Genomic DNA, 26839 nt, shown 5'->3' with positions numbered 1-26839 from the left:
TTGAAAGTCTCACCACCGTGTGGCGGCAACCTGCGCCCGGGGTGAGCAGACGTCAGGAGATAAGCCACTTATGGCATCCAAGAAAAAAGAAGAAGCACGTACTGAATCGCCGTTGGCAGCGGCAGTAGCTGGGATTGACCGCGAGGCGCTGGCCCCCAAAACGCGTATTTATGCCTTGGCCAAGCAGATTGGGGTGGCCTCTAAAGATCTGGTGGCTCAGTTCGCAGAGTTGGGGATGAAGAAGTCCGCGCAGGCTTCTGTAACACCGGAGGAGATTGGCCAGCTTATCGCCGCCCTCGCGCCCACCACCGACGCCGACGGCAAGGCAGAAGCCGCAGAGACTACCGACGCTGCCCCGGCAGACGACAAGCCAGCAAAGACTACGAAGAAGACGGCAAAGAAAAAGTCGGCGAAGCGCGCCACCAAGCGCACCGCGAAGGCCGATAAGAAGGCGAAGGCAGCCCAAGCGGATAAGCCTGAAAAGGTTGAAGAGGCTGAACCTGAGGAAGCAGAACAGACTGATCAGCCCGAGCAGCCTGCTCAAGCCGAGCAGCCGGAGCAGCTGGAGCAGCTGAGCGAAGAGGAAGAGAAGCTGCGCGATCGCGTACGCAAGAACGTCGACAACGAGATCTCCCAAATCGTGGACAAGGTCGATGCGGAGATGCTGCAGGAAGCCCTCGCTGAGTCCGGAGATGACGAGGACGAGGATGACCTCACCCCACTCATCACGCCGATGCCGGAGGAAGACCCAGAAGTCTACGACTTCGCACCAGTCTTCATGGCTCCGCGGGCAACCCCGAAGCCACAGCGACAGCAGTCAGAGCAGCATGGCGCAGATGACGTCGACGAGGATGCAGCACCATCGCGTGAGTCGCGTGGTCGCCGTCGCGGCAGCCGCGGAACCTCCCGCGGACGTGGGGCACAGGGACGCAGCACCGATAGCCACGGCACAGAGCTGATTACTGAGCCGAAGGCGATTAAGGGCTCGACTCGCATTGAGGCGCAGCGTCGTCGCCGCGCCGAGTTGCGCGAGAAAGGCCGCGAACGCCAGCACATCGTGTCCCAAGCAGAGTTCTTGGCACGCCGCGAGTCGGTCGAGCGCACCATGGTAGTGCGCGATAAGCAGCGCACCGACGGAGCCGGCATTATTACTCAGGTCGGTGTGCTCGAGGATGATCTCCTTGTCGAGCACTTCGTGACGACCGAAGCGCACCCCTCCCAAATCGGCAACATCTACCTGGGCCGTGTGCAAAACGTGCTGCCCTCCATGGAGGCCGCCTTCGTTGACATCGGGCAGGGCCGCAACGGTGTGCTGTATGCGGGAGACGTCGATTGGCGCGCGCTCGGCATTGGTGGGCGCGGCCGTAAGATTGAGAACGCCCTCAAGTCGGGCGATCAGATCCTAGTCCAAGTGGCTAAGGACCCGATTGGCCACAAAGGCGCGCGCTTGACGACGCAAATTTCGCTCGCTGGCCGCTTCCTGGTCTATGTTCCGGGCGGGCGTAGCGCTGGTATTTCTCGCAAGCTGCCAGCCCCGGAGCGCAAACGCCTCAAGGGCATCTTGGAGCGCGTCATCCCCGGCGATGGCGGCGCCATCATCCGCACTGCCGCGGAGAACGTGCCGGAAGAGGACATCGCGACCGATGTGAACCGCCTGCACTCCCTGTGGGAGGACATTAGTGCCCGTGCCGCACACGAGAAGGCCACCAAGGGCGCTAAGCCGGTAACGATGTATGAGGAGCCGGACCTGCTCATCAAGGTGGTGCGGGACCTCTTTAACGAAGACTTCAGCTCCTTGGTGGTTGATGGCCAGCGTTCCTACAACACGGTGAGCGCCTACGTGGATTCTATGGCGCATGACCTGGCGGACCGCGTCGTTCGCTATGACGCCAGCGAGCACGATGGCGAGGATGCCTTCAGCACCTACCGCATCGATGAACAACTGCACAAGGCTCTTAGCCGCAAGGTATGGCTGCCGTCCGGCGGCACGCTCATCATTGAGCGCACCGAGGCTATGACCGTCATCGACGTCAACACCGGCAAGTTCACCGGCTCTGGCGGCAACCTTGAGGAAACCGTTACCCGCAATAACCTGGAGGCGGCCGAGGAGATCGTGCGCCAGATGCGCCTGCGCGATATCGGCGGCATGATCGTCGTCGACTTCATCGACATGGTTCTGCCCGAAAACCAGGACCTCGTCCTGCGCCGCCTCAAGGAGGCGTTGGGCCGCGACCGCACCCGCCACCAAGTCTCCGAGGTGACCTCGCTGGGCCTGGTGCAGATGACTCGTAAGCGCGTAGGAACTGGTCTCATTGAGACCTTCTCCACTGAGTGCGAGGCCTGCAACGGCCGCGGAATCATCATTCACGAGTACCCGGTGGATGAGGAGCCGGACGCGGACTCCAAGCCGCAGCGTCGCGGACGCAACCAGCGCCGCGCGCCGCAGCGCGATCCGAAGCAGCACCCGGCGGTGGTGCGTATGCACCGCCACGACGATGAGGAGGCTGCAGAGGATAAGGACTCCTCGCTTGAGGACCTCGTGGCCAACGTCGTGGTCGTCGACTCAGACGACGAGCCCCACGATCAGCCCGAAACTGATGAGGCGGATGCCGGCACCCCGGATAGCGCCTCCATCGGCTATGCCGTGGCGGAGAGCATGTCACCGAAGAAGTCGAAGCGCTCCCGCAAGCCGCGCCGCGCAACGCGCACCGCACGGAAGTCCGACGTTCATGAGGATGCGCAATCCGCGCACACGGACGTGAAGACGGAACAGAAGGATACGCACAAGGCACCGAGTCAGACGTATGAAGAGGCCGTCGAGGAGTTCGAGAAGTCGCCGCGTCGCAAGCGCCGTACCCGCGGCAATTCACGGTCCGATGTGCGCCCGAAGCGCGAGGACTTCGAGCAGGCACCGCAGCAGGAACAGCAAGAGAAGCAGGAAGAACCACAGTCAGAAACCAAGACTGACTCGACTGCTTCTTCTGAGCGCACCTCAACCCGCAGTTCCCGGGGCCGTGGCCGTCGCCGAGCTGTGCGCCGAACGATGCAGTCCCAGCAGCCGAGCATCGTGGAGAAGGAACAGCAGTCGGGGAAGGGCACGGTGATTAAGGGGGCGTCGGCAAGCCGCAAGGCCGGCCGTGGTAGGCGCCGCGTTACCCGCCGCAGGTCGCGCTAGAAAAGGCGTTTTGCCTTTTCGGCACCTGACGGGGTAGTCTTTGACAGTCGCTGTTTAGACCATGAATGCGCTGGACGGGACGAACGCGGTTTTCGCGCGTCTCTCGCGGCTTATGATCTGAACGCAATTGTCCAATGTCCATTCGTCAGAGGCATCACCCAGCCGCTGGCGAGCCGAGTTTAGATAAGGGGTAGCCCTCTATGTACGCGATCGTCAAGACCGGCGGAAAGCAGTACAAGGTTGCTGAAGGTGACCTCGTCAAGGTCGAGAAGATCGAGGGTGAGCCGGGTTCCTCCGTTGCTCTCACCCCGGTTCTGCTCGTCGATGGCGCAACCGTCAAGTCGAAGGCAGCTGACCTGGAGAAGGTCTCTGTCTCCGCTGAAATTGTCGAGCAGGGCAAGGGCCCGAAGATCGACATCCTCAAGTACAAGAACAAGACTGGTTACAAGCGTCGCCTCGGTCACCGTCAGCCGGTGACCACGCTGAAGATTACCGGTATCAAGTAAGCCTTAACCGGCTCTAATTCATCCCTGAAGGAGGGGAAACCACATGGCACACAAGAAGGGTGCTTCCAGCTCCAGCAACGGTCGAGATTCCGAGTCCAAGCGCCTCGGCGTCAAGCGCTTCGGTGGTCAGCAGGTTAAGGCCGGCGAGATCATCGTGCGTCAGCGCGGCACCAAGTTCCACCCGGGTGAGAACGTTGGTCGCGGCGGCGACGATACCCTGTTCGCTCTCGCAGCCGGCTCCGTTGAGTTCGGCGTTAAGCGCGGCCGCCGCATGGTTAACATCGTGCCGGCCGACGAGGTAGCCGCAGAGGCCACTGCTTAAGATTTTCTAGCATTCGTCCCGAGTATTCTGTTCACGGAACGCTCGGGATTTTTGCTGTTTTACTCCGTATTTACTCTGTGCCCCAGCGGAGGCTGACTAGGCTGGTGTGCACGGAAGCATTACACTATCGGGCATGGCACGATTCATTGACCGAGTGGTATTGCACCTGCAGGCAGGCGACGGCGGCCATGGCTGCGTGTCCGTCCACCGTGAAAAGTTTAAGCCGCTCGGCGGTCCCGATGGCGGCAATGGCGGCCACGGCGGGGACATCCTTCTGGAGGTCTCAAACCAAATCCACACGCTGATGGACTTTCACTACCGCCCGCACATCAAGTCCGAGCGCGGCGGCAACGGTGCCGGTGATATGCGCAACGGTGCGCGCGGCAAGGACCTCATTCTCGAAGTGCCGGTGGGAACGGTGGTCTACACCGAGGACGGCGAGATGCTCGCAGACTTGACGGTGCCGGGCACCCGGTTCGTGGCGGCAGAAGGTGGCTACGGCGGTCTGGGTAACGCGGCGCTGGCCTCCGCTGCCCGCAAGGCCCCAGGTTTCGCGTTGCAGGGCGAGCCAGGCCAGGCCCGTGAACTGGTGCTGGAGCTTAAGTCCATGGCGGATGTCGGCCTCGTCGGTTTCCCCTCCGCGGGCAAGTCTTCGCTGATCTCCGTCCTCTCCGCGGCCAAGCCGAAGATTGGTGATTATCCCTTCACCACCCTCCAGCCCAACCTGGGCGTGGTCGACATGGGACATGAGTCCTTCACCATGGCAGACGTCCCGGGGCTTATCCCGGGCGCGGCCGAAGGCAAGGGGCTCGGCTTGGACTTCCTGCGCCACATCGAGCGCACTGCGGTTCTTGCTCACGTGGTGGATACCGCCTCGATTGAGCCGGGCCGTGACCCTGTCTCCGATATTGAAGCGCTCGAGAATGAGCTGGCCAAGTACCAGGAGCTACTGGAGGAGGATACCGGGCTTGGTGACCTGCGCGAGCGCCCGCGCGTCATCATCCTCAACAAGGCTGATGTGCCGGAAGCAGAAGAACTCGCTGAGTTCGTTAAAGAGGACCTTGAAGAGAAATTCGGCTGGCCTGTCTTTGTCATCTCGGCCGTAGCGCGCAAGGGCTTGGACCCGCTCAAGTACGAACTCATGGAGATGGTCAACGAGCACCGCAAGTCACAACCGAAGGCGAAGGCAGATAAGAACCACACCATCATCCAGCCGAAGTCTGTTGCTAAGAAGAAGGGCCGCTTCGCCGACTTCACCATCACCAAGGACCCCGAGGTCGAAGGTGGCTTCATTGTTGAAGGCGAGAAGATCGACCGCTGGATCCGTCAGACGGACTTTGAGAACGACGAAGCAGTAGGCTACCTCGCGGACCGCTTAGCCAAGGCCGGTGTCGAGGCTGAACTGCACAAGATGGGTGCTGTGGAAGGCTGCCCGGTGACCATTGGGGACATCACTTTCGAGTACGAGCCGATGGCCGGTGGACGCGCTACCGATGCTGGTCGCGGCCAGGATGGCCGCCTCATGGGCACCAACCGCGTGTCCGCCGCTGAGCGTAAGCGTGCTTCCCAAGCGCGCCGCGGTCTGGTGGATGAGTTCGATTATGGCGTGGATGAGGAGGTCACCCGCGAGTCCGCGAACCGCGATCGCTGGCAGGGCTAGCCCGGTATACTGAGCTGGTATGTCATCCGAAAACGACAACCAGCTCGACTATCCTCTCCCTCTCGAACCTTTCGAGGGGCCAACACCGGACATGGAGTATCCGGCAACGCCCGCTCTGTCGGAAAAATCCAGCGGGTTTTCCTCACCATTGCGTGAGCAGATTTCTCAAGCCAAGCGCATCGTCATCAAAATCGGCTCGTCCTCGCTGACCCGTGATGACTTTGTCACGTCAACGGAGAAGATCGACAAGATCGTTGACGCCGTCTGTGCGCGTATGCATGTCTCCGACATCATCATCGTGTCTTCGGGTGCTGTTGCTGCGGGTATGGGCCCGCTTGGCCTGACTACGCGTCCCACAGACTTGGCCACCAAGCAGGCAGCAGCCGCGGTGGGCCAGGTCCACCTGGCCTATGAGTGGGGCGTGTCCTTCGCCCGCTACAACCGTACGATTGGGCAGGTGTTGTTGACCGCGTCGGACGTCGGCAAGCGCGATCGCGCCCGTAATGCCCAGCGCACCATTGACCGCCTGCGTCAGATGCGCACGGTGCCCATCGTGAATGAGAATGACACCGTGGCGACCTCCGAGATGCACTTTGGCGATAATGACCGTCTCTCCGCGCTCGTGGCCAACCTTGTCGGCGCGGACGCGCTCTTTCTTTTCTCCGACGTTGACGGACTCTACGACAAGAACCCGGCGGAGCCGGACGCAAAGTTCGTGGAGGAGGTGCGCACCGGTAAGGACCTCAAGGCGGTTGTTGCTGGTGATGGTGGCAAGGTCGGCACCGGCGGCATGGCCACGAAGGTCTCCGCCGCCCGCCTGGCCACTCGTGGCGGCATCCCGGTGCTGTTGACCTCGACGGACAATATTGGGCAGGCGCTTGACGACGCCTCCGTGGGCACCGTCTTCCACACCCGCGAGGAGCGCCGCCTCTCCGCGTGGAAGTTCTGGGCATTGTATTGCGCAGATACTGGCGGCTCCTTGCGCCTAGATGAGGGCGCCATGGAAGCCGTGGTGAGCGGCGGAAACTCCCTGCTGGCCGTGGGAATCACGGACATCAAGGGTGAGTTCAGTGCCGGCGAGATCGTGGACATCATGGGCCCGAAGGGCCAGGTCATCGGCCGTGGTGAGGTGGGCTATGACTCCGCCACGCTGCGCGACCTGCTGGGCAAGCACACCGAGGAGCTGCCGGAGGATATGCGCCGTCCCGTTGTCCACGCGGATTACCTGTCCAATTTCGCGTCCCGAATTTAATGCGTTATTTCATGGGCCCCGATGTGTGGGCACCAACAGTGCAGGACATCGCCGCCGCGGGGCATAAACGAGTGGAAAGCCTCGACGAGGCCGAGGTCTTTGTCAACACCTCCTCGGACCCAGCGGCGGTGCCGGACCTGCCGGAGAATATCCAGTGGGTGCAATACTGCTTTACGGGAGTCAATCACCTCATTGAAGCCGGAATCATCCGCTCTGATGGGGTGCCATGGTGCAACTCGGCCGGTGCTTTTGCCAAACCGGTGGCGGAATCCGCGCTGGGGCTTCTGCTATCGCAAGCGCACCACCACAAGGCCTTTGCGCTGGCCAAGTCGTGGTCGGTAGCCAAGGAGCTTGATGAATCCCAGGCCTGGCTTTATGACCAGCAGGGGCCTCAGCACGTGGTGATTGTGGGCGCTGGGGGAATCGGTACCCAACTCATTGCCTACCTCAAGCCCTTTGGCGTGCACATCACCGCGGTGAACCGTTCGGGGCGCGCGGTGGGCGGCGCGGATGTCACCATCTCCATCGAACAGGTAGACCAGGTGTGGGGCGAGGCGGACTTTGTGATCAATGTTCTGCCCGCCACGGCGGCGACGGAGCACTTCTTCGATGCTGAGATTTTCCGCGTCATGAAGGATTCTGCGGTGTTCGTCAACGTCGGCCGTGGCAGCACCGTGGTCACTGATGATCTGGTGGAGGCCCTGCGCGAGGGTTCCATCGCCGGCGCGGGCCTGGAAGTAGTGGACCCGGAGCCGCTGCCGGATGGTCACCCACTCTATGACCTGCCTAATGCCACGATGACGCCGCATATGGGGGCGTCATTTCAGGTGGCCGAGCACCACATGGGTGCTATCTTCAACGCCAATGCCGCCGCGTGGGAGCGCGGTGAACCTATGCCCACGCGCGTCGACGCAGACGCCGGATACTAGTGGAGGATATGCATGAAGTACGCTATTGAACCTAAGCCGTGGGAAGAAACCATCGCGGTGCTCGACGCCGCAGGGTTTGAGCGCACCGCGCTTTCCGACGCCTCCTTCCTCATCTACACCGGTGACGGCACCGATTTCCCGGACCCCCTCCCGGAGAACATCGGCTTCGTCCAGATCCCCTCGGCTGGCGTCGACCACGTCCTCGATGCGATGAAGGACAGTGCGGTGCCGTGGTCGAACGCGGCTGGTGTCTACGACAACACGGTGGCCGAATCCACCATCGCGCTGCTCTTGGCGCAGCTGCATGCGCACCGTCGCGTCAACGGGACGTTTGATTCCTATGCCGATATGGAGGCGCACACTTCCTACCTTTATGACGACAAGACCGTGGCCATTATTGGTGCCGGTGGCATTGGCAAGCGGCTGATTAGCATGTTGTCCGGCTTCGGACCGCGCATCATCGCGGTCAACCGCTCGGGCAACCCGGTCGAAGGAGCAGATGAGACCTACCCCATTTCCCAGGTGGAGAAGGTTTGGCCGAAAGCAGACTACTTCGTCCTCATCGCCCCACTGACCCCGGCGACCCGCCACATGGTGGATGCGGAGGCTTTTACGCAGATGCCGAATCACGCGGTGGTGGTCAACGTGGGACGCGGACCGCTCATTAAGACCGAGGACCTCGTCGCGGCACTCGAAGCAGGGGAGATTGCCGGTGCGGCGCTCGACGTCACCGACCCTGAACCGTTGCCGGAGGAGCACCCGCTGTGGCAGGACAAGCGCGTGGTCATCACCCCTCACATTGCTAATACGCAGCGCTCCGTGCGCGAAAAGATCGGTGCGCACACCGTCAAGGTGGCCAAGGCTTTCGCGGCGGGGGAACAGCTGCCTACTCTGGTTGACCCGAAGGCAGGTTATTAATGGAGAACCCAGACATCCGCGTTGGTGATGCGGAGCGTTCCGAGGCCCTGGAGAAGTTGAGCCAGCACTTCGTCAACGGCGCGTTGGGCCCCGATGAATTTGAGCAACGTACTGGTGAAGCTGCCGCGGCGCGCACCCGTGGGGAAGTGGCCAAGCTTTTCGCAGACTTGCCGGAGCTTTCCGCCCCAAACGCCACCGCACCCGCTAGCCGCCACGAGGCGGAACTGCAGGAGATGCTCTCCCGCGGCCGCAAGGTCCAGATAGCGGATTCCGTCATCTGGTCGGTAGCGATGATCGCGCTTTTCCTAGGCCTCTTCGTCTTCGACTGGAGCTATTTCTGGATTTCGCCCGTCATCGCGTTCTTCGCTTCCTGGGCTGCGCGCGGGGTGCTGAACTTTAGCGAGTCGGATGAAGAGCTCTTCGATGAGCTTTCCGAAGGAGAAAAGAAAAAGCGCGCTGAGCGCCTGCGTGCTGCGGCCGAGCGCCGCCGCGAAATTGGGTATTAAACCCCTCGTGCGCTGCACATAGTAAAGAATAGTTGTATATTCCGTTTTATGAATAAAAGAAACGGCAATATCTTCCTCATCGCCAGCATCCTCGCGGTCCTTGCATTCCTCCTACTCCACTTCCTCGTGCACTGGGAGCTGGCGTGGCTCGTCTTCCCTGTCTTCGCGCTGGTGGCGTGCTTGGTCTATTTCACCAGAAAGCCCTGACGGACTCGTGCTTCTTCCGTACGCTGGTAAGGCATGAGCACTACCGAACGTGAAGAAGTTCTGTCCAAAGCCCGCGCCGCCAAGGCGGTGGCGCCGCAGTTCGCGCAGCTGCCCACCCCGCGCAAGAATGAGATCCTCAACCGTGCCGCGGAAAACCTCATCGCGCATACTGAGGACATCCTTGCTGCCAACCAGCTTGATATTAAGGCTGGCCGCGACAACGGCATGTCCGAATCCCTCATCGACCGCCTGTCGCTTGATGCTGCCCGCATTGAGGGCATTGCCGGGGGCTTACGCCAGGTAGCCTCCCTCCAGGACCCGGTAGGGGAGATCCTGCAGGGCCGCACCATGGATAACGGCATCCAGATGAAGCAGGTTCGCGTCCCACTCGGCGTGATGGGCATGGTCTATGAGGCCCGCCCGAACGTTACCGTGGATGCCTTTGGCCTCGCGCTCAAGTCGGGCAACGTGCCGCTGCTGCGCGGTTCCAAGTCCGCGAAGAACTCCAACGCCAAGCTCGTCGAACTTCTCCAGGACACCCTGGCCGAGTTCGATCTGCCGCGCGAGGGCGTGCAGCTTTTGCCCTGTGAGACCCACGATTCCGTGCAGGATCTCATCACCGCTCGTGGCCTAGTGGACTTGGTCATCCCGCGTGGCGGCGCGCGTCTCATTAACGCCGTGGTGGAAAACGCCACCGTCCCCGCAATCGAGACGGGCACCGGCAATTGCCACTTTTACGTCGACGCTTCGGCTGACCTAGACAAGGCCATCGACATGGTGGTCAACGGCAAGACCCGCCGCACGTCCGTCTGCAATGCCACGGAGGGCGTGCTTATCGATGCCGCGCTTTCCGACGCCTCGAAGCTCCGCATCATCACCTCCCTCCAGGAAGCAGGGGTTACCATCCACGGCGATGTCAAGGAACTTGAGGCCTTCGGCGTGAAGGACGCTGTGGAGGCTACTGATGACGAGTGGCGCGAGGAATTCCTTTCCATGGATATCTGCGCCAAGGTGGTCGACGGTGTTGATGGCGCTATCGCGCACATTGCTGAGTACACCACCGGCCACACCGAGGCCATTGCCGCCCAAGACGCTGACGTTCTCTTGACCTTTGCCAACGAGGTCGATGCCGCCGCCGTGATGCTCAATGCCTCCACCGCGTTTACCGATGGCGAGGTCTACGGCATGGGCGCCGAAATCGGCATCTCCACCCAAAAGCTGCATGCGCGCGGCCCCATGGCGCTGCCGGAGCTGACCTCCACCAAGTGGATCCTCCACGGCACCGGACAGACCCGACCCTAGGGGCAGCTAGAAAAGCTACTCGAATGCTACTCGAAAGGAATTTTTCGAGTCTGACCTGCGCAAAACAATCTACTCGAAAACTTTTCGAGTAGATTGTCTGCCTTGCGTGGGGGTTCGTGCTGCACGGCGGTGAAGTCCTGAGTAATCTATAGCGCGGTAATAACAAAGAACTGATTGGTGCCTTCCTCTTATGCTGTCCCGCATTGCTTCCTCCGTGGCCGCCGCCGTCATGGCAGTGTCCGCCCTTGTCATTCCCCAGGCCGTAACCGCGCCCGCCGCCCACGCCGATGAGCACTGCCCCGCAGTGGTCGTCGTGGCCGCTCGTGGCTCCGGTCAAAACAGTCAGATCTACCCGACGCAGTATTCCAACCAGGGAGGCCGCGCCTCCAATGGTTGGGAAGGCGAATCCATCCGCGCCATGCTGCGCAACGCCGAATCGCACTACCAGGCCACCCACGGTGGTAACTCGATGATGAAGGACGTCTACGTCCTCGGTCTGGAACCCAAGTACTACCCAGCGACGTACCCGGAGTACACAGTGCCGAACGTCGGCCTGCCTACCACCGCGGCGCAGGCGCTCGGCGTGGTTCTGCAGTACGCAAAGCCAGTCATGAACACTGCGGTATCGGCCTTGGATCAGTTCTCACACTCCGTGCAGACCGGCAAGCGTGGTGTCATGAGTGCCATCAACGATTACGAAGGTGCCACCGGCTGCCATCCGCAGTACATCCTTTCCGGCTATTCCCAGGGCGCGATGGTGATCGCTAGCCACGAGAAGGAACTGGCGAACCGTGGTCAGCTCGCCGGCGTCGTTACCTTCGGCAACCCGCTGACCCGCAAGAACGATCCATCTGTGGTGGGCAATACCAAGGGCGCCGGCGGCCCGATGGGCTTCATGCCCTACCCGCGCGCTACCGGTAACCGCGTTGATTACTGCCTGCCGCTCGATGCCGTATGCGACCTTTCCGTAGGCACACTGTATGCCGCAGAGCCCACGGGTGGCTCTCACGGCCAGTACTTTTTCACTCCTCACCAGTGGGATGGCCAAGTCTACGATTCCATTGGCCGAATGGTCGATGGCGCTCGGTTCCGCTAGATAAAGTAGGGTGAAGCTTTCTTCTCCTGCCCTGACGTGTAGCGCTGCCGCGTTGGTCACAGCAGCGTCCTTTCTAAACACGCCTACGGCCGCAGCCGTCGGCGACGTAGAAACTTGCCCGAGCACCGTGGTCCTCGTCGCCCGTGGTTCGGATCAAAATGAGGAGCAGGGCGAGTACGTCGGGCCGCAGCGCTACTCCGCGAAGGCCCCAGAGTCCACTGGCTTTGAGGGCCGTAACTTCGCGGCTCTGTTCCACCAGTTAGAGCAGCGCCACCCGGGCGCTATGGATGGCGTCTATGTGCTAGCGCTCGATCCGGACTCTTATCCCGCCGCCATGAACCTTCCTCCCTTGGCGCAGGAAGGTGAGGACTTAGGCCCGCTGCAGCTCGTCCAGCGAGCGTTTGGAGTTCTCCAGCAGCACTCTCTTGGAGAGCTGGCCTATTCAGTGACATTCGGAGCCGTTGATAGTCTGCGCACCGGTGCCCGCAATGCCCCGAAGGTGGTAGACGACTATGAGGCCGCCACCGACTGCCACCCGCGGTGGGTAGCCGCCGGTTATTCGCAGGGAGCGCTGGTCGCGACGAGTGTCGAGGGCTACCTCGCTGACACCGGGCGCCTGCATGCCGTGCTTACCTTTGGCAACCCTCTGCACCAGGTCCCGTGGGCGCAGAACCGTGCCGGGCTGCCGGTAACGCGCTACGTTGATTATTGTCTGGATGGCGATTTTGTTTGTGACTTCTCCCTCGAAGCCGCCAACCGCGCCTTAGCTACCAAGGCTGAGCGTCACGCGTCCTATTTCTTAGGGGAACTCTCCGGGCAGGACGTGCAGGTCATCGACGCCGTGGCCGGTATACTCACCAGCCATGACTAGTCCGCAACGCATCGGAATCATGGGTGGCACTTTTGATCCCATCCACAACGGCCACCTCGTCGCCGCAAGCGAAGTAGCCCACCGCTTCCGCCTCGACACTGTGGTGTTCGTGCCCACCGGCCAGCCCTGGCAGAAGGCGGACAAGAAGGTCACCGCCGCCGAGCACCGCTACCTCATGACCATGGTGGCCACGGCATCCAACCCGCGTTTCACGGTCTCCCGCGTGGACATTGACCGCGAAGGCCCGACCTACACCATCGATACGTTGCGTGACCTGCGCGCTATTTTCCCGGATGCGGAGCTTTTCTTCATTACTGGTGCCGACTCGGTGGCTTCCATTATGAGCTGGCGGAACTGGGAAGAGATGCTGGAAATGGCGCACTTTGTTGGCGTGACCCGCCCCGGCTACGAGCTCAGCAAAGACATGCTGCCGCTCGAGTCCCAAGATGATATCGAACTTATCGAAATCCCCGCCATGGCGATTTCCTCCACCGATTGCCGCGCCCGCGCCCAGCAGGGTCAGCCGGTGTGGTACTTGGTGCCGGATGGGGTGGTGCAGTACATCGCTAAGAACCACCTCTATAGCCCGCATCCGGAAAAGCCACTATAAGAATCGTCGTGGCGTGGGGGTTGGCCACGGCGGTTGACTAGGAAAATAGGTTCTCGGCGTGTAAGACTAGAGGTCTTAGTACTGTACGCGTTGTGTAGGGATAGTCATGTCGATTACTGATGAAGCACGCCTCATGGCGGAAACCGCTGCCCTGGCTGCGGATGAAAAGTTGGCCACCAACATTGCAGCCATTGACGTCTCCGACGTGCTCGCCATCACCGAGGTCTTTGTTTTGGCCTCTGCCGATACCGAGCGCCAGGTGGGTTCCATCGTCGAGGAAGTCGAAGACGAGCTGACCAAGAAGGGCTTTGAGCCCAAGCGCCGCGAGGGCAACCGCGAAAACCGCTGGGTTCTGCTTGATTATGGCCCCATTGTCGTTCACGTTCAGCGCAACGACCAACGCGAGTTCTACGGTCTCGACCGCCTCTACCACGACTGCCCGCTCCTTGAGATCCCCGGTCTCGAGACACCAGAGCGCCCAGGCGAGTGGTCCACCGAAGTCAATCCGCGCGACGTCGAGTCCATCGAAGAGATTCCGCTGGCCCAGCCGGAGCCGGAAGACGACGAATTATGACGCGCCGCCTCCTCCTCATCCGCCACGGTCAAACCACCTACAACGCCACCGGCCGGATGCAGGGGCACTTGGACACCGAGCTTTCTGAGGTCGGCCTCTCCCAAGCCCGCGCCGCCGCCGATCTCCTCGTAGACAAACAGATCACGGCTATCGTCTCCTCCGACCTCATCCGTGCCCGTGATACCGCGGCAGTGATAGGGGAGAAGTTGGGGATCAAGGTGGACGTCGATAAGCGCCTGCGCGAAACCCACCTCGGTGACTGGCAAGGCATGACCTCCGCCGAAGTCGATGAACAGTATCCTGGTGCACGCGCAATCTGGCGCCACGACCCCACCTGGGCCCCGCCGCAGGGAGAAAGCCGCGTTGATGTGGCCACCCGCGCCCGCCCTGTCATCGATGAGCTGATGCGCGCCCACCCCGAATGGGAGAGGGGCGCGGTCCTCGTCGTGGCGCACGGCGGCGCCATTTCCGCGCTGACCTGCCACCTGCTGGGCCTGGATCACCACCAATACGGCATTCTGTCCGGGCTGAAGAATACCCACTGGTCGCAGCTGACCGCCCGCCCCGAATTTGATGCTTCCCAGCCGCTGTCCCCGCTGGAATTTACCCCGGAGAACGTGGACCGCGCGCAGTGGTACTTCGACGGCTGGAACATGGGCGGTGCCGTCGTGGGCGGCGCGGGGGCGGACGTCTAGTGATTCGCGTCGTTACCGACTCCGCTGCAGGGCTCCCCGCGGACATCGTGGAAGAGCTAGGCATCACCGTGGTGGATCTCCACGTCATGGAGAGCCACGGCAAAGACGGTGCTGAGCTGTCTACTTCCGGCCTCACCGCGCTAGAGCTTGCCGCCCTCTACGGCCGCGAGATGGAGCGTTCCGGTGACGACGGCGTGTTAGCCATCCACCTGTCCAAGGAACTGTCCTCCACGTGGTCGGCGGCGGTGACGGCTTCGGGCGTCTTCCCTGATACCGTCCGGGTCATTGACTCTGGAACCGCCGGTATGGCTATGGGCGCGGCGGCTATGACCGCTGCGAAGCTTGCCCAGGAAGGCGCGTCTCTGAAGGAGTGCTACGCCGCGGCCATCAACACGCTGGAGCGCGGCCACACATGGGTCTATCTCGACTCCATCGATGACCTTCGCCGCTCTGGGCGCATGTCGGCGGCGACGGCGATGTTATCCACAGCCCTGCTTGCCACCAAGCCCATCATGGCGGTGCAGGCCGGAAAGCTGGAGATGGTGGGCAAAACCCGCACGCAGACCAAGGCATTTACCAAGCTCGTGGACCTAGTGGCCTCCCGCGCGGAGGGCAAGCCTGCGTTCGTTGCGGTGCAGTACAACGAAGACGAGGCCTCCACGCGCCGCCTCGAGGAGCTGCTGCGTATGGCGCTGCCGGAGTCATCGTTTATGCGCGTTGCGCTTACCGACGTCCTCTCGGTCCACGTCGGCCCCGGAGCCATCGGCGTCTCTGTCGTCTTCAGCTGATAGTTGACGCCTTCAACAAGTTATCCACAGGTTGCGGCCTAAGCTCTCGACTGTGGGGGTAGGAGCTGCGTAGCGTCACGGTCATGAATGCTATCGCTGACCGCCTTCGTGACCTCACCCGGCCCACCGGGGAAGAGGAGCTGCTTTCCGTGGACTACCCGCGCCCGCGCCTGCGGGTGCCGCCGCGGCTTGCCCTGGTTGCGGTGGGGCTGGCGGCGGTAGGGCTGTTGCTGTGGCTGGGTGGCTCGCGCGAGGCAGCTAACCCCTACGAAGTACCTGCGGTGAGCAGCGCGGCACCGGCGGATATCGTGGTGTCCGTGGTGGGGGAGGTGGATTCCCCGGGCCTGGTCACGTTAGCGCCGGGCGCGCGCGTGAACGATGCCCTCGAGGCTGCAGGCCCCAAAGTACCCACGGATAACCTCAACCTGGCGCAGAAGCTTAACGACGGCGAACAGATCACCGTCGGCGCCCTCCCCGGCGCTGAGGACGACGGCGGCGGGGGCGAGACCGGTGACGGCACTGTGTCGCTCAATTCCGCGACCGCTGAGGAGCTCATCACCTTGCCGGGCGTGGGCCCGGCAACGGCCGAGGCCATCATTGCGCACCGTGAGGAGGCTGGCCACTTCACGTCGATAGAACAGCTCATGGATGTATCCGGCATAGGGCCTGCTAAGTTCGCTCAGCTTAAGGACAAGGTGCGTCCATGAGGGAGCTACGGCTCGCACCGGCTGCGGTGGTGGCGTGGCTGGCCACGCTCGCTGTACTCTTCGGCCAGCCGTGGTTGCTACTGGGGCTTGTCGCTTGCTTCGTTTTCCTTCGGCGCGCGCCCGGCCAGGCTATTTTGTGTACGGCCAGCGGCGCGCTCTTTGCCACGCTGGCGGCGGTGCGCATGCGACGAGCAGAAGCTTTCCACTTTGGCTCCGAGGTCACCGGAAAACTCACCGCAGACCCCATCCAGACTGCCTCCGGCTGGATGGGGCGTCTGAGCGTTCCCGGATACCCGACCCAGCTGCCGGTCTTCCTCCCCTCACAACCCGAGGCCTACGCTGGCTCGCTCGTGACCATCCACGGCCGGCCCGGTTCTTCCGATCGTGTTGGGGTGGGCCAGACCGTCTTCAGCGGCCAGCTCACTGCCCACTCACACAGCTGGACAGCTAAAGTGGCGGAGAATTTCCGCGCTATCTGCGATAACGGCCTCATCCCCGGCATGGTGTTGGGCGATACCAGCCTCCAAAGCCCCGAAGACAAGCAGCTCTACATCGATACCGGGCTCTCGCACTTAAGCGCGGTGTCTGGGTCCAACGTTGCCATCGTGTGCACCGCTGCGGCGTTGGTGGTGAAGGGGCAGAGGGTGCGTGTGGGGGCGTCGGCAGGCGCGTTGGCACTGTTTGTCGCACTCGTGGGGTGGGAGCCCTCCGTCCAGCGCGCGACCGTCGCCGGGGTGGCCGGGTTGCTTGCCGTGCTGAACTCTTCCAAGATGGAGCCACTCCACGCGCTTTCCCTCGGTGTGCTTTTCCTGCTCGCTGCCGATAGCGACCTTGCGGTCAGCTTTGGCTTCGCGCTGTCCGTCGCGGCCACCGTCGGCATCGTGGCGCTGACCCCGCTGCTGCTGCGCGTGCTCGGTACTGGCATTATCGCGCGCGCCTTCGCCGTGGCGATTGCCGCAGACATCGTCACCATGCCGCTCATCGCGCTCATGGCGGGCAGGGTATCGGTGGTCTCCGTCATTGCCAACGTGCTCGCAGCCCCCGTCGTACCGATCATCACCGTCGTGGGTCTCATTGCCGCCGTGCTCGCACAGGTAGGGCTCGGCCGCCCGCTCGTCATTCTAATTGAACCGCTCGCGGACTGGATTCACGGCGTTGCTGCCGCCATGCCGCTAACGACCGTCGAGGCCGGTCCCATCGCGGTGCTCTTGCTCGTGGGGTGGCTCATCGCGGCGCTGTTAAGATGACAGGCATGTCCGTGCACCTCATCCTCGGCGACGATGAATTCCTAGCCGAGCGCGCCCGCCTGAGCGTTCAGCAGGGCGATGTCACCAAGCTCAAGGCCTCTGAGGTCAGCGAAGGCGAAATCCTCGAGGCCACCAGCCCCTCCCTTTTTGGGGATGAGCGCTGCATCGTCATCAGTGATGTGGAAAAGGCAGGCAAAGAGGTCACGCGCATTCTTCTCGACGCCTGCGCTAACCCCATGCCCGGCATTACCCTCATCCTCTTGTATTCGGTGACGGCGAAGACACTGAAGAAAAAGAAGAAGCCACCGGAGATCGTCGCTGCCCTGCGCAAGAGCGGTGAGGTCCACGAGGTGTTTTCCTTGTATCCCAACGAGCTGGCTCCGTGGGCCACGCGTGAGTTTGCCTCTCACGGCGTGCGCCCGACCCCGGACGTGGTGCAGGCGCTTCTCGACGGTGTCGGGTCCGACCTCCGCGAACTCGCCTCCGCCATCTCCCAGCTCGTCTTTGATACCGGCGGCAAGGTCACGCGCGAGGCGGTCCACGAGTACTACGTGGGCGTGGCTGAAGTGGCCAACTGGGACATTGCGGATGCGGCTGTGGCCGGGCGTGTGGAGGCGGCCGTGTCGACGTGCCGCCGCGCACTCCAGTTGGGCGCGAGCCCCGTGGCTATCGCTTCGGCGCTGGCGAACAAGGTGGGCAACATCGCGCGCCTCTATTCCGCGCGGGGAGACCAGTACTCGCTGGCCTCCCAGACTGGCATGGCGCCGTATGCCGTTAAAATTACTCAACCGGTGGCGCGCCGCTGGTCTGGAGACAACATCACCAAGGCCGTCATCCTCGTGGCGGAACTTGATGGCGCGGTGAAGGGCCAGGGCGGCGACGAGGAATTCGCCATTGAGGCCGCTGTGCGGCGGGTGGCAGAGTTAGCGCGCTAAACTATCCCACCATGGATGAGATCCAGGACTTTGCAACCAAGCTTTTTGATTTCGCTCGCAGCGGCGACGCCACCTTGCTCGACTACATCGCGCAGGGCGTCAACGTCGACATGGTGAACCAAGACGGCCAGTCCTTCATCATGCTCGCTGCCTACCACGGGCATGCCGAGCTGGTGCGCCAGCTTGTCGCCGCCGGCGCTGACGTCAACCTCCTCAACGATCGCGGTCAGTCCCCGCTGGCCGGGGCCATCTTCAAGAAGGAAGATGCGGTTATTGACGTCCTCCTTGACGCCCACGCTGATCCCACCGCCGGCCAGCCCAATGCTATCGACTCGGCTCGCATGTTCGGCCGCGAGGATCTTCTCGAGCGCCTGTCATGAGCTGGTCCGCGTTCGCGGCCATTGTGCTGATGAACCTGGTGGGAGCCGCCGCACCAGGCCCTGACATCGTGCTGGTCACCCGCTACGCCACGCGCTCGCGCCGCCATGCCATTGCGGCGGCCACCGGTATCCAGGTCGGCGTGCTCTTTTGGAGCTCGCTGACGGTCTTTGGCGCCGCTGCTCTGCTGACGGCATTCCCGGGGGTCTTGTCGCTCATTCAGGTCGTGGGAGGCTGCTTCTTGGTCTTTATGGGCGTGCTCTCCATTCGTTCTGGTGTTGAGCTGCGCAAGCATCCCCCGCAGGATGAGGACGATGCTGCTGCTCGCCTGGGCTCGGTGGGTAAAGTTTTCCGCACCGGGCTTGCTACCAACCTGTCGAACCCGAAAATCGTGCTCTTTTTGGCCGCGCTGGTGGCTCCACTGCTACCACCGCACCCACCCCTGTGGCTCTCGATAGCGCTGGTGTTGAGCATGTCATTGTCGAGCTACCTGCTGTTCGTCTTCCTCTCCACGGTGATTTCGACGCGCGCAATTCGCCGGCGCCTTCTCGCCGCGGGTCCGTGGATTGATATCGGCTCCGGTGCCTTCTTTGTCGTCGCCGGCTGCGCTCTCGTCTGGGCTGGAATCCAAGCCGCCTAACCCAAAAACCAAGCCGCCTAACCCAAAAACCAAGCCGCCTAACTCGGTATGCGGAGCTGACCCATCTCGAGCAGTTCTGCTACCCACTGCGACCACGCCGCCACCGTGGACGAGCGCCGGCGCAGAGTGGATTCTTTAAGCCCCAAGTCCGCGCTACGCATCAAGGCATAGGCCTCGTCCTTGCTCAGCGCCCGGCACGTGTCCACCACGTGCGTAAGCATATCCCGGAACACCGGGCGCGAAGCGAGCGCCTGAATGAGGGCAGCATTGCGCTCATCGCGGGTACCGCGCAGCTCAGTCAAACCAAGGTAGCGAGCCGCGTTGGTGTAGTAGTCCGCCTGGCGCGGGGTAAAACCATACTGTTCCGGCATGTCCGCCTTGGGAACCGGATTCTCCAACAAGCTAATAACGCGCGCAAAGGAGTCCGCCTGGGGGAAAGGCAACCCTGGGCGTTCTATCTGCGTGGCGGCCAGAATGCTGCGTACGGTCTCGGCGGTGACCGTCGAGGGGCCGAGGATATAGCGATGGGCCGCGACCAGCTCGATGCTGCGGAAATCCGCCGGATCCCTAAACGCATATCGGTAGAAATGGAACACGCCGTTGCAATACACCATGTAGACCGGTATGACCTCCTTGTCCAACGCCAGACTGAAGCGGCGGAAAGGGAAATACAGCTGACGGATATTGAAGTCGGGGGAGACGTGGTTCTTCGCCTCCAGCAGGACGAGATGCTCCGCCGATTCAAAACCGGCATCAATCTCCATCTGGGCACGGTCGACGACCACCTCTCGGCCGCCGATAGTCATCGGCAGCTGCAGCGTCGACATGCGCCCGCTGACCGTCGCGATACACTCGGCACCGATGAAATCATCCACCATGCCGCTCAAGCTTGCTGCCGTGAGCGCTGCGGCTTCGGAGCTCAGGTTGTCAAAGTCGATGGACTTAATATGCCGCGGCACCGGCATCGTTGTCAGCGGCCCTGCCTGCTCCGGGAAAGGCTGATACAGATCGAAGCGGCCAATGAGGTACGCATCGCGGCGAATCGGCAACATCGACAGCCCATGCTCTTGGAATACCTTGGGGCGTGCCGCAGAAAAATCGTGCTTGGCCATCAAACGCGGCTCACGCCCCGACAACCGTTTGAGCTCACTCGCCTCCAAGACCGTGAAACCGGATTCGGCAATCTCGGCCTGGATGTGGGGGAAGACGAGGTCCCACGCGGCGTCGTTAAGCATAGTTGCGCACCAACACCTCGTTGACCTTGCCGCGCTTCGACGCCACGGAATTCACCGCGCGCGTGGCCCCTACAATCTCGATGTGATAGTCGGCGTAAAGCTCCTTGATGAAATCCGTCGCGGAATTCGACAGCAGGAACTTCACTCCCCGCGCATCCAGCTCGTCACAGGTCTCCTTGAGACGAATCTGGTCCGCACGGCCGAACCCGCCGGACTGGTAACCGGTGAAATTACTCGTCGGGTTCACCGGGTCATAAGGCGGATCGAAGTAGACAAAATCCCCCTCATGCGCCTCCAAGGCAGCGTAATCACCGTTGGAAAAGACCACGTCATTGGCGGACAAATACGAAGAAACCGCCCGCAGGTTCGGCTCATCACAAATCGTGGGATTGGCGTAGCGGCCAAAAGGGGCGTTGAACTGGCCTGCGTTATTAACGCGGTAAAGCCCGTTGTAGCAGGTCTTGTTGAGATAAATCGTACGTGCTGCACGCTCGACGGCGCTTAAGTGCGCAAACTCCGGCGAACGGTCGCGGGCGCGCATCTCGTAGAAGAAATCCGAATCATTCGGATAGCCCTTGAGCAGGGCGATGAGCTCGTCCACATCATCGCGGACGACCTCGTACACGGTAATAAGCTCAGTGTTGAGGTCATTGACCCGGGCGCGGGAGGGCGCCAAAGAAAAAAGAACCGCTCCGCCGCCCAAGAAAGGCTCGACGTAGGTGTCGAAGCTCTCAGGCAGCATGGAGTGGATGGCGGGAAGTAACTGACGTTTTCCGCCTACCCACTTCAGGAGCGGTTTCATTTAGGCCATCTTGTTGAAGGCGGTGGCCATGCCGGACTTCTTGTTGGCCGCGTTGTTGCGGTGGAAGACGCCCTTGGACACGGACTTGTCCAAGGCGCGGGAAGCAACGCGCAGCTGCTTCTCAGCTGCAGCCTTGTCGCCGGACTCGACGGCCTCGCGGAACTTACGGATCTCGGTGCGGACGGCGGAACGCACGGCCTTGTTGCGCTGACGGGACTTCTCGTTGGTGAGAACGCGCTTCTGCTTAGACTTGATATTTGCCATTGTTATACCTCTTAGAGTCGTAGGAATGTTGACCGAGGAAGGCGGACCCAAGGTCCTGACCGCCACACATGCCTCGGCATCCCACAAAATCTAGCAAGCGAAGCTACGAAAACCCAAATCACGCCCAGTGGTAGCGCGAGCGCAGCCGGTTGGCAATGCGCTCGAAGCGCCTCTCCGGGAAGAGCGTGCCCTGGCGGCGGCATTGCTCCTCAGAGATTTCCAGCACGCGGTCGATGCGTACCCAACACTGCCGGCCGGATTCGTCCCATTCGCCGGTGCCGATGTCGAGCCATTCCTCTTTATTCGCATGCTTCGGGTTGGCCGAAATCAGCAAGCCCAGAACTGTCGTGCGGGTGCGGGAGACAATAAGCACAGCGCGTTCGCGCGGCGGGGACTGTTTGCCTTCGGAAGGCGCCCAGACCCACACCACTTCACCAGAGTCAGCCTGGCCATCCATGTCGGGCGTGAAGAAGACGCTGCGGGGATGGGCGGCGGCAGCCTCGACGCGGATGTCGGCGGCTTTGCGCGGTTCCGTGACGACATCGGGCTGGTTCATTCCGAGGCGTTCGGTGATGCGCTGGAGGCCGTCATCGACCGGCTCGGGGCGTCCGAAGCCTAAAATGCGGGCCAACCTAGTCATGTCGTCTATTCTAAACGCATGTCTAGAAACTTTGCGGCCACGACGTTTACGGATCCGTCCAAGATCCGAAACTTTTGCATCATTGCCCACATCGACCACGGCAAGTCGACGCTGGCTGACCGCATCCTGCAGTTGTCGCAGGTGGTGGAGGAGCGCGATATGCGCGACCAATACCTCGACAACATGGATATCGAGCGCGAGCGCGGCATCACCATTAAGGCGCAGAACGTGCGCCTGCCCTGGATTCCTCAGTCCGGTGCGTGCAAGGGGGAGGAGATTGTCATGCAGATGATCGATACCCCCGGCCACGTGGACTTTACGTATGAGGTTTCCCGTGCGTTGGAGGCGTGTGAGGGCGCCATCCTGCTTGTCGACGCCGCCCAAGGCATCGAAGCCCAAACCCTGGCCAACCTCTACCTGGCTATGGAAAACGATCTGGAGATCATCCCGGTTCTCAACAAGATTGACTTGCCTGCGGCTGACCCGGAGAAGTACTCCCTGGAAATCGCCAACATCATCGGCTGCGAGCCGGAAGAGGTGCTGCGCGTCTCCGGCAAGACCGGCGAGGGCGTGCCTGAGCTGCTGGATAAGGTCGCCGAACTCATCCCCGCTCCGACGTCCGAGTTCGGTGAGGATGCCCCAGCCCGCGCCATGATTTTCGACTCGGTCTACGACACCTACCGCGGCGTGGTGACTTACATCCGCATGATGGACGGCAAGCTCAACCCGCGTCAGAAGGTCACCATGATGTCCACGGGTGCGAACCACGAGCTGCTGGAGGTGGGCATTGTCAGCCCCACCATGCAGAAGTGTGAGGGGTTGGGCCCAGGTGAGGTGGGCTACCTCATTACGGGCGTGAAGAACGTGCGTGAGACGAAGGTGGGCGACACGATTACGTGGGCGTCGAATGGCGCGAGCGAGCCGCTCAAGGGCTACGCCGACCCCAACCCCATGGTGTACTCCGGCTTGTTCCCCATCTCCCAGGCGGACTTCCCGGACCTGCGTGACGCGCTGGAGAAACTGCAGCTTAACGACGCCTCCCTCACCTTCGAACCCGAGACCTCCGTGGCCCTGGGCTTCGGCTTCCGCTGCGGATTCTTGGGCCTGCTGCACATGGAAATCACGCGCGACCGTCTGGAGCGCGAGTTTGGCCTCGACCTGATTTCCACAGCTCCCTCGGTGACCTACCGTGTGGTGGCGGAGGACGGCACGGAGTCTTTTGTGCACAACCCGTCGGACTGGCCCGGTGGCAAGCTGCGTGAGGTCTACGAGCCGATTGTGAAGATGACCATCATCGTGCCGGAAGAGTTCGTGGGCTCGACGATGGAGCTGTGTCAGTCCAAGCGCGGCCAGATGGGTGGCATGGATTACCTGTCCGAAGACCGCGTGGAGCTGCGCTACACCATGCCGCTGGGTGAAATCATCTTCGACTTCTTCGACATGTTGAAGTCCCGTACCAAGGGTTATGCCTCCCTCAATTATGAGGAGGCCGGCGAGCAGCTGGCGGACCTGGTTAAGGTGGATATCCTCCTCAACGGTGATCCGGTGGATGCCTTCTCTGCCATCGTGCACCGCGATTCCGCACAGTGGTACGGCAATAAGATGACCAAGAAGCTCAAGGAGCTCATCCCACGCCAGCAGTTCGAGGTGCCCGTCCAGGCGGCGATTGGTTCGAAGATTATCGCGCGTGAAAACATCCGCGCGATGCGTAAGGACGTGCTGGCCAAGTGCTACGGCGGCGATATCTCGCGTAAGCGCAAGCTGCTGGAGAAGCAGAAGGCCGGTAAGAAGCGCATGAAGTCCATCGGTTCCGTCTCGGTGCCACAGGAGGCCTTCGTCGCGGCGCTGTCCACCGACGCCGACTAAAGCACGCTAACTAACCCGTCAACCTCCTCTGGTTGGCGGGTTTCGCCGTCTCGTCGCTTGCCTCGACTAGCTGTGGGATCGCCGATGTGCCCGCTGACCGTGGTGTGGTTGGCGGGTTTCAGCGTGGGCGCGTGGTTTGGCGTTTCGGCGTGCGCGTTGCTTAATCGCGAGCGTTTAGCCTGCACCCGGTGGGTCGGGTGGTTGGCTTGTTCCTGGCGGCGGGTCGGGGGGTTGCCCTGTGGCTTGTCCTGCTGCCTGCTCAGCGGCGAGTCTGTTAAGGGCTTCTTGGTATTCGGGCATGGCGGTAATCGGTGTGCCCCAGGGCGGGATGTAGCTCACCCCGGTATTCAGCCGGAACATGTAGCCCCTGCCTGTGGGGTGTTTGGGGTCATCGTCGTTAATACCGTTGTGGTAGGCGCACAGGAAGGTGAGGTTTTTGAGGTTGGTAAAACCTCCGGCTTGCCAGGGGATGAGGTGGTGGACTTCGCAGTAGTCGGCTGGTTTGTTGCAGCCGGGCCTAGAGCAGGTTTGGAATTCAGCTGCCAGGCTGATGCGTTGTTTCCAGCTGGCATGCCGCTGAATCCTATAAGAGTTAACCGGTCCCTCTAAAGGGTGGATGAGGGTGGCGTAGCCAATCTCAGCAAACTTGTAGGCTAAGAAGTCTGCGCCTGTCATGCGCGCGCCGTTGGTGAGGTTAAGTTCGATTTCCTCCCCATCCCCGTTAATAATTTGGTCAAATTCATCCAGGGTGACTACGACTTGAGCATGTACGGCAGGTTTGGTGCCAATACCACCGGTGACAATGACGGTGCGGGCAGCCTCAAGGAGGTTTGTTTTATTAACGGATTCTAGGGTGCCTCTGATGTCGGCGATGATGGTGGGGGTGTCGGTGATGGTGATGGAGTTCGGGCCTTTAGAGCGGTAGGTGAAGCGTACTCCGGGTTTAGCGGTGCGCTTGACACGAAGCTCCTTCAAACGCTTGGTGGCGACCTGGCGGACACGGTGGGCAGGGGTGCCGGCAAGCTTGATGCGTAGGTTCCAGGCATCAAGGTCTTTGTTGACTTTGGCGGTGTAGGACTCAATCAGGGTGAGAATGCTAAGGCTATGTTGTTGTGCCACCGCGGCGGCACGGGCTTTGCGTTGTTTGCCGGTGAAGCGGGTGTGCCCGAAGTAGATGCGGTGAAGGTGGGAAAGCTCTGTGGCGTCGGCTGCGTCGGCGCCGAGCGCGCGAAGCTCATCGGGTGAGCTGGATGCTTGTTCCACTAGCGCGATCCCCGAGTTGCGGTAGTGGAAGTAGGTTTCTAATACCCCCATGGCCACGAAGCTTAAAACAGACCCACCAACCTCGCAACCGGAACGCTGTATTACTCGGCGTTAAAGGAATAGCTCCCAGTTAACTCGTTATGGAGGACGACGGTATAGTCCTGGCCGTTGGCATTGGCGCCGTCGATAAGCGCCTGCAGCTCCTGTGAGTTGTAATGGCGGCTTAAGCCGACGTAGAACACTGCGAGGATGACGAGCCCTGCCACGAGGATGGCGGCGGGGATGAAAGCGCTGCGGAAGTGGGACATGTCGTCGACGTTAGTAGAGCGCTGGTTTAATCGCATCCCACGCTGGCTGCAGTTGCTTGCCAAACATCACCCAGTCGTGGGTGCCGTCGGTGAGATAGTCGGTGGTGTGGGGGATTGAGGCGTCGGAAAGCGCGGCGGAAAACTCCTCCGTACAGCGACGCGAGCCGGCCTCCAAAAGGGTGCCCCCGATGCGATCATTGACGGACTTTCCGGGATAAGCCGCCAGCTCCTCGTCCGTCCACGCGCCCGAGGCCGCGGCGAGGTACAGCGCCGTGCCGCGCAGCCCCTCCGGGTGGGACATGACGTCATTGCGCAACCAATCCTCCGAACCGCGCGGGCCCCACATGTTCGTCGGGTCGCCGCCCTTGGTGCGCACCGTCAAGTCCACCGTGCCCTGGCCCACCTTGCTGGTGGTGGAATAGCAACCGGAAATGCCCGCCACGCCATTGAAGAAACCCGGGTTGTTGTTCGCCATCATCACCGCGCCCGATGCTCCCATGGACAACCCAATGAGTCCGCGTTTGGCGTTGTGGTTGAGCTCCGCCTCCACTAGCGGAGCGAGTTCTGAGATGAGGAACGTTTCCCACTTGTGGCGCCCCAGCTTGGGGTCATCCTCTCGCCAGTCCGTCCACATGGATCCGGCTCCCTGCGAGGGGATGACGATGCTGGCGTCGGATTCGCCGAAGACGCGGCGCACGTGGCCTTTGGTGATCCAGTTCGAGGTCTCCGGGGAATCTACGCCCTCGAGAAAGTACACTACGGGCCCGCCGTTGCCCACGATGACGTCGACGGGAATGTCACGACCCATTGATGGAGAGGACACGATCCACTTCTCACGGCCGGGTTCGTCGGTAGCACGCCGCTCCACGAGGGAGACCTCGTCGATTTCCCTAATCGGGTATGGGTACTCTTCCTGCTCCGTGGACCATGCATCGGTGAGTAGATGGGAGGAGGTGCCTAAGCCATCGATGACGTTGAACATGGTGTCAACGGCCCACTGTGAGGAGGCTTCGTCGCGGCTCGACAGTTGGTAGGAGGAGCCGGGTGTGAACATCAGGGAGCTGGCCACCAGCGCGGAAAGGACCTTCATGGCCTAGTACATTAATACAGCCGCAGGTAGGCTCGGGGAAACCACTCTGCGAA

At 61.7% G+C, this 26839-nt stretch carries 29 protein-coding genes; 22 read left to right on the top strand and 7 right to left on the bottom strand.

Annotated elements, in window-relative coordinates; all coding sequences use genetic code 11:
• The first annotated feature begins 70 nt into the window (after positions 1–70).
• From NX84_RS10460 to NX84_RS10365, 21 genes are all read left to right on the top strand, one after another.
• Positions 71–3175: a translation initiation factor IF-2 N-terminal domain-containing protein gene (locus NX84_RS10460; RefSeq protein WP_039676399.1), complete on the top strand. Its 3105-nt coding sequence runs from the start codon at positions 71–73 to the stop codon at positions 3173–3175.
• 200 nt (positions 3176–3375) lie between these two features.
• Entirely contained in the window at positions 3376–3681 is a 306-nt protein-coding gene (rplU, locus tag NX84_RS10455; protein ID WP_010190885.1) for a 50S ribosomal protein L21, read from the top strand.
• Positions 3682–3724: 43 nt separating this feature from the next.
• Entirely contained in the window at positions 3725–4003 is a 279-nt protein-coding gene (rpmA, locus tag NX84_RS10450) for a 50S ribosomal protein L27 (RefSeq protein ID WP_039676398.1), read from the top strand.
• 133 nt (positions 4004–4136) lie between these two features.
• Entirely contained in the window at positions 4137–5663 is a 1527-nt protein-coding gene (gene obgE / locus NX84_RS10445) for a GTPase ObgE (protein WP_039676397.1), read from the top strand.
• A 91-nt stretch (positions 5664–5754) separates the two neighbouring features.
• On the top strand, positions 5755–6915 hold the full coding sequence (proB, locus tag NX84_RS10440; protein WP_231913883.1) for a glutamate 5-kinase: 1161 nt from the start codon (positions 5755–5757) through the stop codon (positions 6913–6915).
• On the top strand, positions 6915–7844 hold the full coding sequence (locus tag NX84_RS10435; RefSeq protein WP_039676395.1) for a D-isomer specific 2-hydroxyacid dehydrogenase family protein: 930 nt from the start codon (positions 6915–6917) through the stop codon (positions 7842–7844). Before proB ends, NX84_RS10435 begins: the two co-directional genes overlap by 1 nt.
• Before the next feature lie 12 nt (positions 7845–7856).
• Positions 7857–8762: a D-isomer specific 2-hydroxyacid dehydrogenase family protein gene (locus tag NX84_RS10430; RefSeq protein ID WP_039676394.1), complete on the top strand. Its 906-nt coding sequence runs from the start codon at positions 7857–7859 to the stop codon at positions 8760–8762.
• Positions 8762–9268 carry a DUF1707 SHOCT-like domain-containing protein gene (locus tag NX84_RS10425; RefSeq protein ID WP_039676393.1) on the top strand — a complete coding sequence of 169 codons (507 nt, stop codon included), beginning with the start codon at positions 8762–8764 and terminating at the stop codon, positions 9266–9268. Before NX84_RS10430 ends, NX84_RS10425 begins: the two co-directional genes overlap by 1 nt.
• Before the next feature lie 48 nt (positions 9269–9316).
• Positions 9317–9475, top strand: coding sequence for a hypothetical protein (locus tag NX84_RS12840; RefSeq protein ID WP_156126963.1), 159 nt, complete (start codon positions 9317–9319; stop codon positions 9473–9475).
• A 33-nt stretch (positions 9476–9508) separates the two neighbouring features.
• Positions 9509–10777: a glutamate-5-semialdehyde dehydrogenase gene (locus tag NX84_RS10420; RefSeq protein WP_039676392.1), complete on the top strand. Its 1269-nt coding sequence runs from the start codon at positions 9509–9511 to the stop codon at positions 10775–10777.
• 190 nt (positions 10778–10967) lie between these two features.
• On the top strand, positions 10968–11873 hold the full coding sequence (locus NX84_RS10415) for a cutinase family protein (protein ID WP_039676391.1): 906 nt from the start codon (positions 10968–10970) through the stop codon (positions 11871–11873).
• A gap of 10 nt (positions 11874–11883) precedes the next feature.
• A complete protein-coding gene (locus tag NX84_RS10410; protein ID WP_039676390.1) occupies positions 11884–12744 on the top strand; it encodes a cutinase family protein in 861 nt (286 codons plus the stop codon).
• Complete coding sequence (gene nadD, locus NX84_RS10405; RefSeq protein WP_039676389.1) at positions 12737–13354, top strand: nicotinate-nucleotide adenylyltransferase; 618 nt, start codon at positions 12737–12739, stop codon at positions 13352–13354. Before NX84_RS10410 ends, nadD begins: the two co-directional genes overlap by 8 nt.
• 106 nt (positions 13355–13460) lie before the next feature.
• A complete protein-coding gene (gene rsfS, locus NX84_RS10400) occupies positions 13461–13928 on the top strand; it encodes a ribosome silencing factor (protein WP_039676388.1) in 468 nt (155 codons plus the stop codon).
• Positions 13925–14623, top strand: a complete 699-nt coding sequence (locus tag NX84_RS10395; RefSeq protein WP_039676387.1) for a histidine phosphatase family protein — start codon at positions 13925–13927, stop codon at positions 14621–14623. The genes rsfS and NX84_RS10395 overlap by 4 nt, the downstream gene beginning before the upstream one ends.
• Positions 14623–15411: a DegV family protein gene (locus NX84_RS10390; RefSeq protein ID WP_039676386.1), complete on the top strand. Its 789-nt coding sequence runs from the start codon at positions 14623–14625 to the stop codon at positions 15409–15411. Before NX84_RS10395 ends, NX84_RS10390 begins: the two co-directional genes overlap by 1 nt.
• A gap of 83 nt (positions 15412–15494) precedes the next feature.
• Positions 15495–16118 (top strand): helix-hairpin-helix domain-containing protein, encoded by a 624-nt coding sequence (locus NX84_RS10385; RefSeq protein ID WP_039676385.1) that lies wholly within the window; start codon positions 15495–15497, stop codon positions 16116–16118.
• Positions 16115–17365 (top strand): ComEC/Rec2 family competence protein, encoded by a 1251-nt coding sequence (locus NX84_RS10380; RefSeq protein WP_039676384.1) that lies wholly within the window; start codon positions 16115–16117, stop codon positions 17363–17365. Before NX84_RS10385 ends, NX84_RS10380 begins: the two co-directional genes overlap by 4 nt.
• Complete coding sequence (holA, locus tag NX84_RS10375) at positions 17362–18300, top strand: DNA polymerase III subunit delta (RefSeq protein ID WP_039676383.1); 939 nt, start codon at positions 17362–17364, stop codon at positions 18298–18300. The genes NX84_RS10380 and holA overlap by 4 nt, the downstream gene beginning before the upstream one ends.
• Positions 18301–18311: 11 nt before the next feature.
• On the top strand, positions 18312–18680 hold the full coding sequence (locus NX84_RS10370) for an ankyrin repeat domain-containing protein (protein ID WP_039676382.1): 369 nt from the start codon (positions 18312–18314) through the stop codon (positions 18678–18680).
• Positions 18677–19318 carry a LysE family translocator gene (locus NX84_RS10365; protein WP_039676381.1) on the top strand — a complete coding sequence of 214 codons (642 nt, stop codon included), beginning with the start codon at positions 18677–18679 and terminating at the stop codon, positions 19316–19318. The genes NX84_RS10370 and NX84_RS10365 overlap by 4 nt, the downstream gene beginning before the upstream one ends.
• Before the next feature lie 38 nt (positions 19319–19356).
• Here NX84_RS10365 and NX84_RS10360 read toward each other — a convergent pair whose 3' ends face one another.
• From NX84_RS10360 to NX84_RS10345, 4 genes are all read right to left on the bottom strand, one after another.
• The gene (locus NX84_RS10360; RefSeq protein ID WP_039676380.1) at positions 19357–20553 is read right to left on the bottom strand and encodes a type II restriction enzyme; all 1197 of its coding nucleotides are present in this window, start codon (positions 20551–20553) and stop codon (positions 19357–19359) included.
• Positions 20546–21355 carry a DNA adenine methylase gene (locus NX84_RS10355; RefSeq protein ID WP_039676379.1) on the bottom strand — a complete coding sequence of 270 codons (810 nt, stop codon included), beginning with the start codon at positions 21353–21355 and terminating at the stop codon, positions 20546–20548. Before NX84_RS10355 ends, NX84_RS10360 begins: the two co-directional genes overlap by 8 nt.
• Positions 21356–21619 (bottom strand): 30S ribosomal protein S20, encoded by a 264-nt coding sequence (gene rpsT / locus NX84_RS10350; protein ID WP_039676378.1) that lies wholly within the window; start codon positions 21617–21619, stop codon positions 21356–21358.
• 118 nt (positions 21620–21737) lie between these two features.
• On the bottom strand, positions 21738–22259 hold the full coding sequence (locus tag NX84_RS10345) for a type II toxin-antitoxin system PemK/MazF family toxin (RefSeq protein WP_039676377.1): 522 nt from the start codon (positions 22257–22259) through the stop codon (positions 21738–21740).
• Between the two features lie 18 nt (positions 22260–22277).
• On the opposite strand from NX84_RS10345, the gene lepA reads away from it, so the two are divergent.
• Entirely contained in the window at positions 22278–24125 is a 1848-nt protein-coding gene (gene lepA / locus NX84_RS10340; protein ID WP_039676376.1) for a translation elongation factor 4, read from the top strand.
• 174 nt (positions 24126–24299) lie between these two features.
• Here the strand turns inward: lepA and NX84_RS10335 are convergent, their stop codons facing one another.
• From NX84_RS10335 to NX84_RS10325, 3 genes are read right to left on the bottom strand one after another with little or no spacing between them, the layout of a single operon-like run.
• Positions 24300–25439, bottom strand: a complete 1140-nt coding sequence (locus NX84_RS10335) for an HNH endonuclease signature motif containing protein (RefSeq protein WP_039676375.1) — start codon at positions 25437–25439, stop codon at positions 24300–24302.
• A gap of 50 nt (positions 25440–25489) precedes the next feature.
• Complete coding sequence (locus NX84_RS10330) at positions 25490–25696, bottom strand: hypothetical protein (RefSeq protein WP_039676374.1); 207 nt, start codon at positions 25694–25696, stop codon at positions 25490–25492.
• Positions 25697–25706: 10 nt separating this feature from the next.
• Complete coding sequence (locus tag NX84_RS10325) at positions 25707–26786, bottom strand: alpha/beta hydrolase (protein ID WP_039676373.1); 1080 nt, start codon at positions 26784–26786, stop codon at positions 25707–25709.
• Positions 26787–26839 lie beyond the last annotated feature (53 nt).

The organism is Corynebacterium minutissimum, assembly GCF_000805675.1.
Lineage (GTDB): Bacteria > Actinomycetota > Actinomycetes > Mycobacteriales > Mycobacteriaceae > Corynebacterium > Corynebacterium minutissimum.
Note: the sequence above shows the minus strand (reverse complement) of the source record. Positions and strands in the feature narration are given on the sequence as shown.

Excerpts from the sequence above, each read along its gene's own strand:
- NX84_RS10460 (WP_039676399.1), top strand. The coding sequence starts at position 71 with ATGGCATCCAAGAAAAAAGAAGAAGCACGTACTGAATCGCCGTTGGCA.
- rplU (WP_010190885.1), top strand. The coding sequence starts at position 3,376 with ATGTACGCGATCGTCAAGACCGGCGGAAAGCAGTACAAGGTTGCTGAA.
- rpmA (WP_039676398.1), top strand. The coding sequence starts at position 3,725 with ATGGCACACAAGAAGGGTGCTTCCAGCTCCAGCAACGGTCGAGATTCC.
- obgE (WP_039676397.1), top strand. The coding sequence starts at position 4,137 with ATGGCACGATTCATTGACCGAGTGGTATTGCACCTGCAGGCAGGCGAC.
- proB (WP_231913883.1), top strand. The coding sequence starts at position 5,755 with ATGGAGTATCCGGCAACGCCCGCTCTGTCGGAAAAATCCAGCGGGTTT.
- NX84_RS10435 (WP_039676395.1), top strand. The coding sequence starts at position 6,915 with ATGCGTTATTTCATGGGCCCCGATGTGTGGGCACCAACAGTGCAGGAC.
- NX84_RS10430 (WP_039676394.1), top strand. The coding sequence starts at position 7,857 with ATGAAGTACGCTATTGAACCTAAGCCGTGGGAAGAAACCATCGCGGTG.
- NX84_RS10425 (WP_039676393.1), top strand. The coding sequence starts at position 8,762 with ATGGAGAACCCAGACATCCGCGTTGGTGATGCGGAGCGTTCCGAGGCC.
- NX84_RS12840 (WP_156126963.1), top strand. The coding sequence starts at position 9,317 with ATGAATAAAAGAAACGGCAATATCTTCCTCATCGCCAGCATCCTCGCG.
- NX84_RS10420 (WP_039676392.1), top strand. The coding sequence starts at position 9,509 with ATGAGCACTACCGAACGTGAAGAAGTTCTGTCCAAAGCCCGCGCCGCC.
- NX84_RS10415 (WP_039676391.1), top strand. The coding sequence starts at position 10,968 with ATGCTGTCCCGCATTGCTTCCTCCGTGGCCGCCGCCGTCATGGCAGTG.
- nadD (WP_039676389.1), top strand. The coding sequence starts at position 12,737 with ATGACTAGTCCGCAACGCATCGGAATCATGGGTGGCACTTTTGATCCC.
- rsfS (WP_039676388.1), top strand. The coding sequence starts at position 13,461 with ATGTCGATTACTGATGAAGCACGCCTCATGGCGGAAACCGCTGCCCTG.
- NX84_RS10395 (WP_039676387.1), top strand. The coding sequence starts at position 13,925 with ATGACGCGCCGCCTCCTCCTCATCCGCCACGGTCAAACCACCTACAAC.
- NX84_RS10385 (WP_039676385.1), top strand. The coding sequence starts at position 15,495 with ATGAATGCTATCGCTGACCGCCTTCGTGACCTCACCCGGCCCACCGGG.
- NX84_RS10380 (WP_039676384.1), top strand. The coding sequence starts at position 16,115 with ATGAGGGAGCTACGGCTCGCACCGGCTGCGGTGGTGGCGTGGCTGGCC.
- holA (WP_039676383.1), top strand. The coding sequence starts at position 17,362 with ATGACAGGCATGTCCGTGCACCTCATCCTCGGCGACGATGAATTCCTA.
- NX84_RS10370 (WP_039676382.1), top strand. The coding sequence starts at position 18,312 with ATGGATGAGATCCAGGACTTTGCAACCAAGCTTTTTGATTTCGCTCGC.
- NX84_RS10365 (WP_039676381.1), top strand. The coding sequence starts at position 18,677 with ATGAGCTGGTCCGCGTTCGCGGCCATTGTGCTGATGAACCTGGTGGGA.
- NX84_RS10360 (WP_039676380.1), bottom strand. The coding sequence starts at position 20,553 with ATGCTTAACGACGCCGCGTGGGACCTCGTCTTCCCCCACATCCAGGCC.
- NX84_RS10355 (WP_039676379.1), bottom strand. The coding sequence starts at position 21,355 with ATGAAACCGCTCCTGAAGTGGGTAGGCGGAAAACGTCAGTTACTTCCC.
- rpsT (WP_039676378.1), bottom strand. The coding sequence starts at position 21,619 with ATGGCAAATATCAAGTCTAAGCAGAAGCGCGTTCTCACCAACGAGAAG.
- NX84_RS10345 (WP_039676377.1), bottom strand. The coding sequence starts at position 22,259 with ATGACTAGGTTGGCCCGCATTTTAGGCTTCGGACGCCCCGAGCCGGTC.
- lepA (WP_039676376.1), top strand. The coding sequence starts at position 22,278 with ATGTCTAGAAACTTTGCGGCCACGACGTTTACGGATCCGTCCAAGATC.
- NX84_RS10335 (WP_039676375.1), bottom strand. The coding sequence starts at position 25,439 with ATGGGGGTATTAGAAACCTACTTCCACTACCGCAACTCGGGGATCGCG.
- NX84_RS10330 (WP_039676374.1), bottom strand. The coding sequence starts at position 25,696 with ATGTCCCACTTCCGCAGCGCTTTCATCCCCGCCGCCATCCTCGTGGCA.
- NX84_RS10325 (WP_039676373.1), bottom strand. The coding sequence starts at position 26,786 with ATGAAGGTCCTTTCCGCGCTGGTGGCCAGCTCCCTGATGTTCACACCC.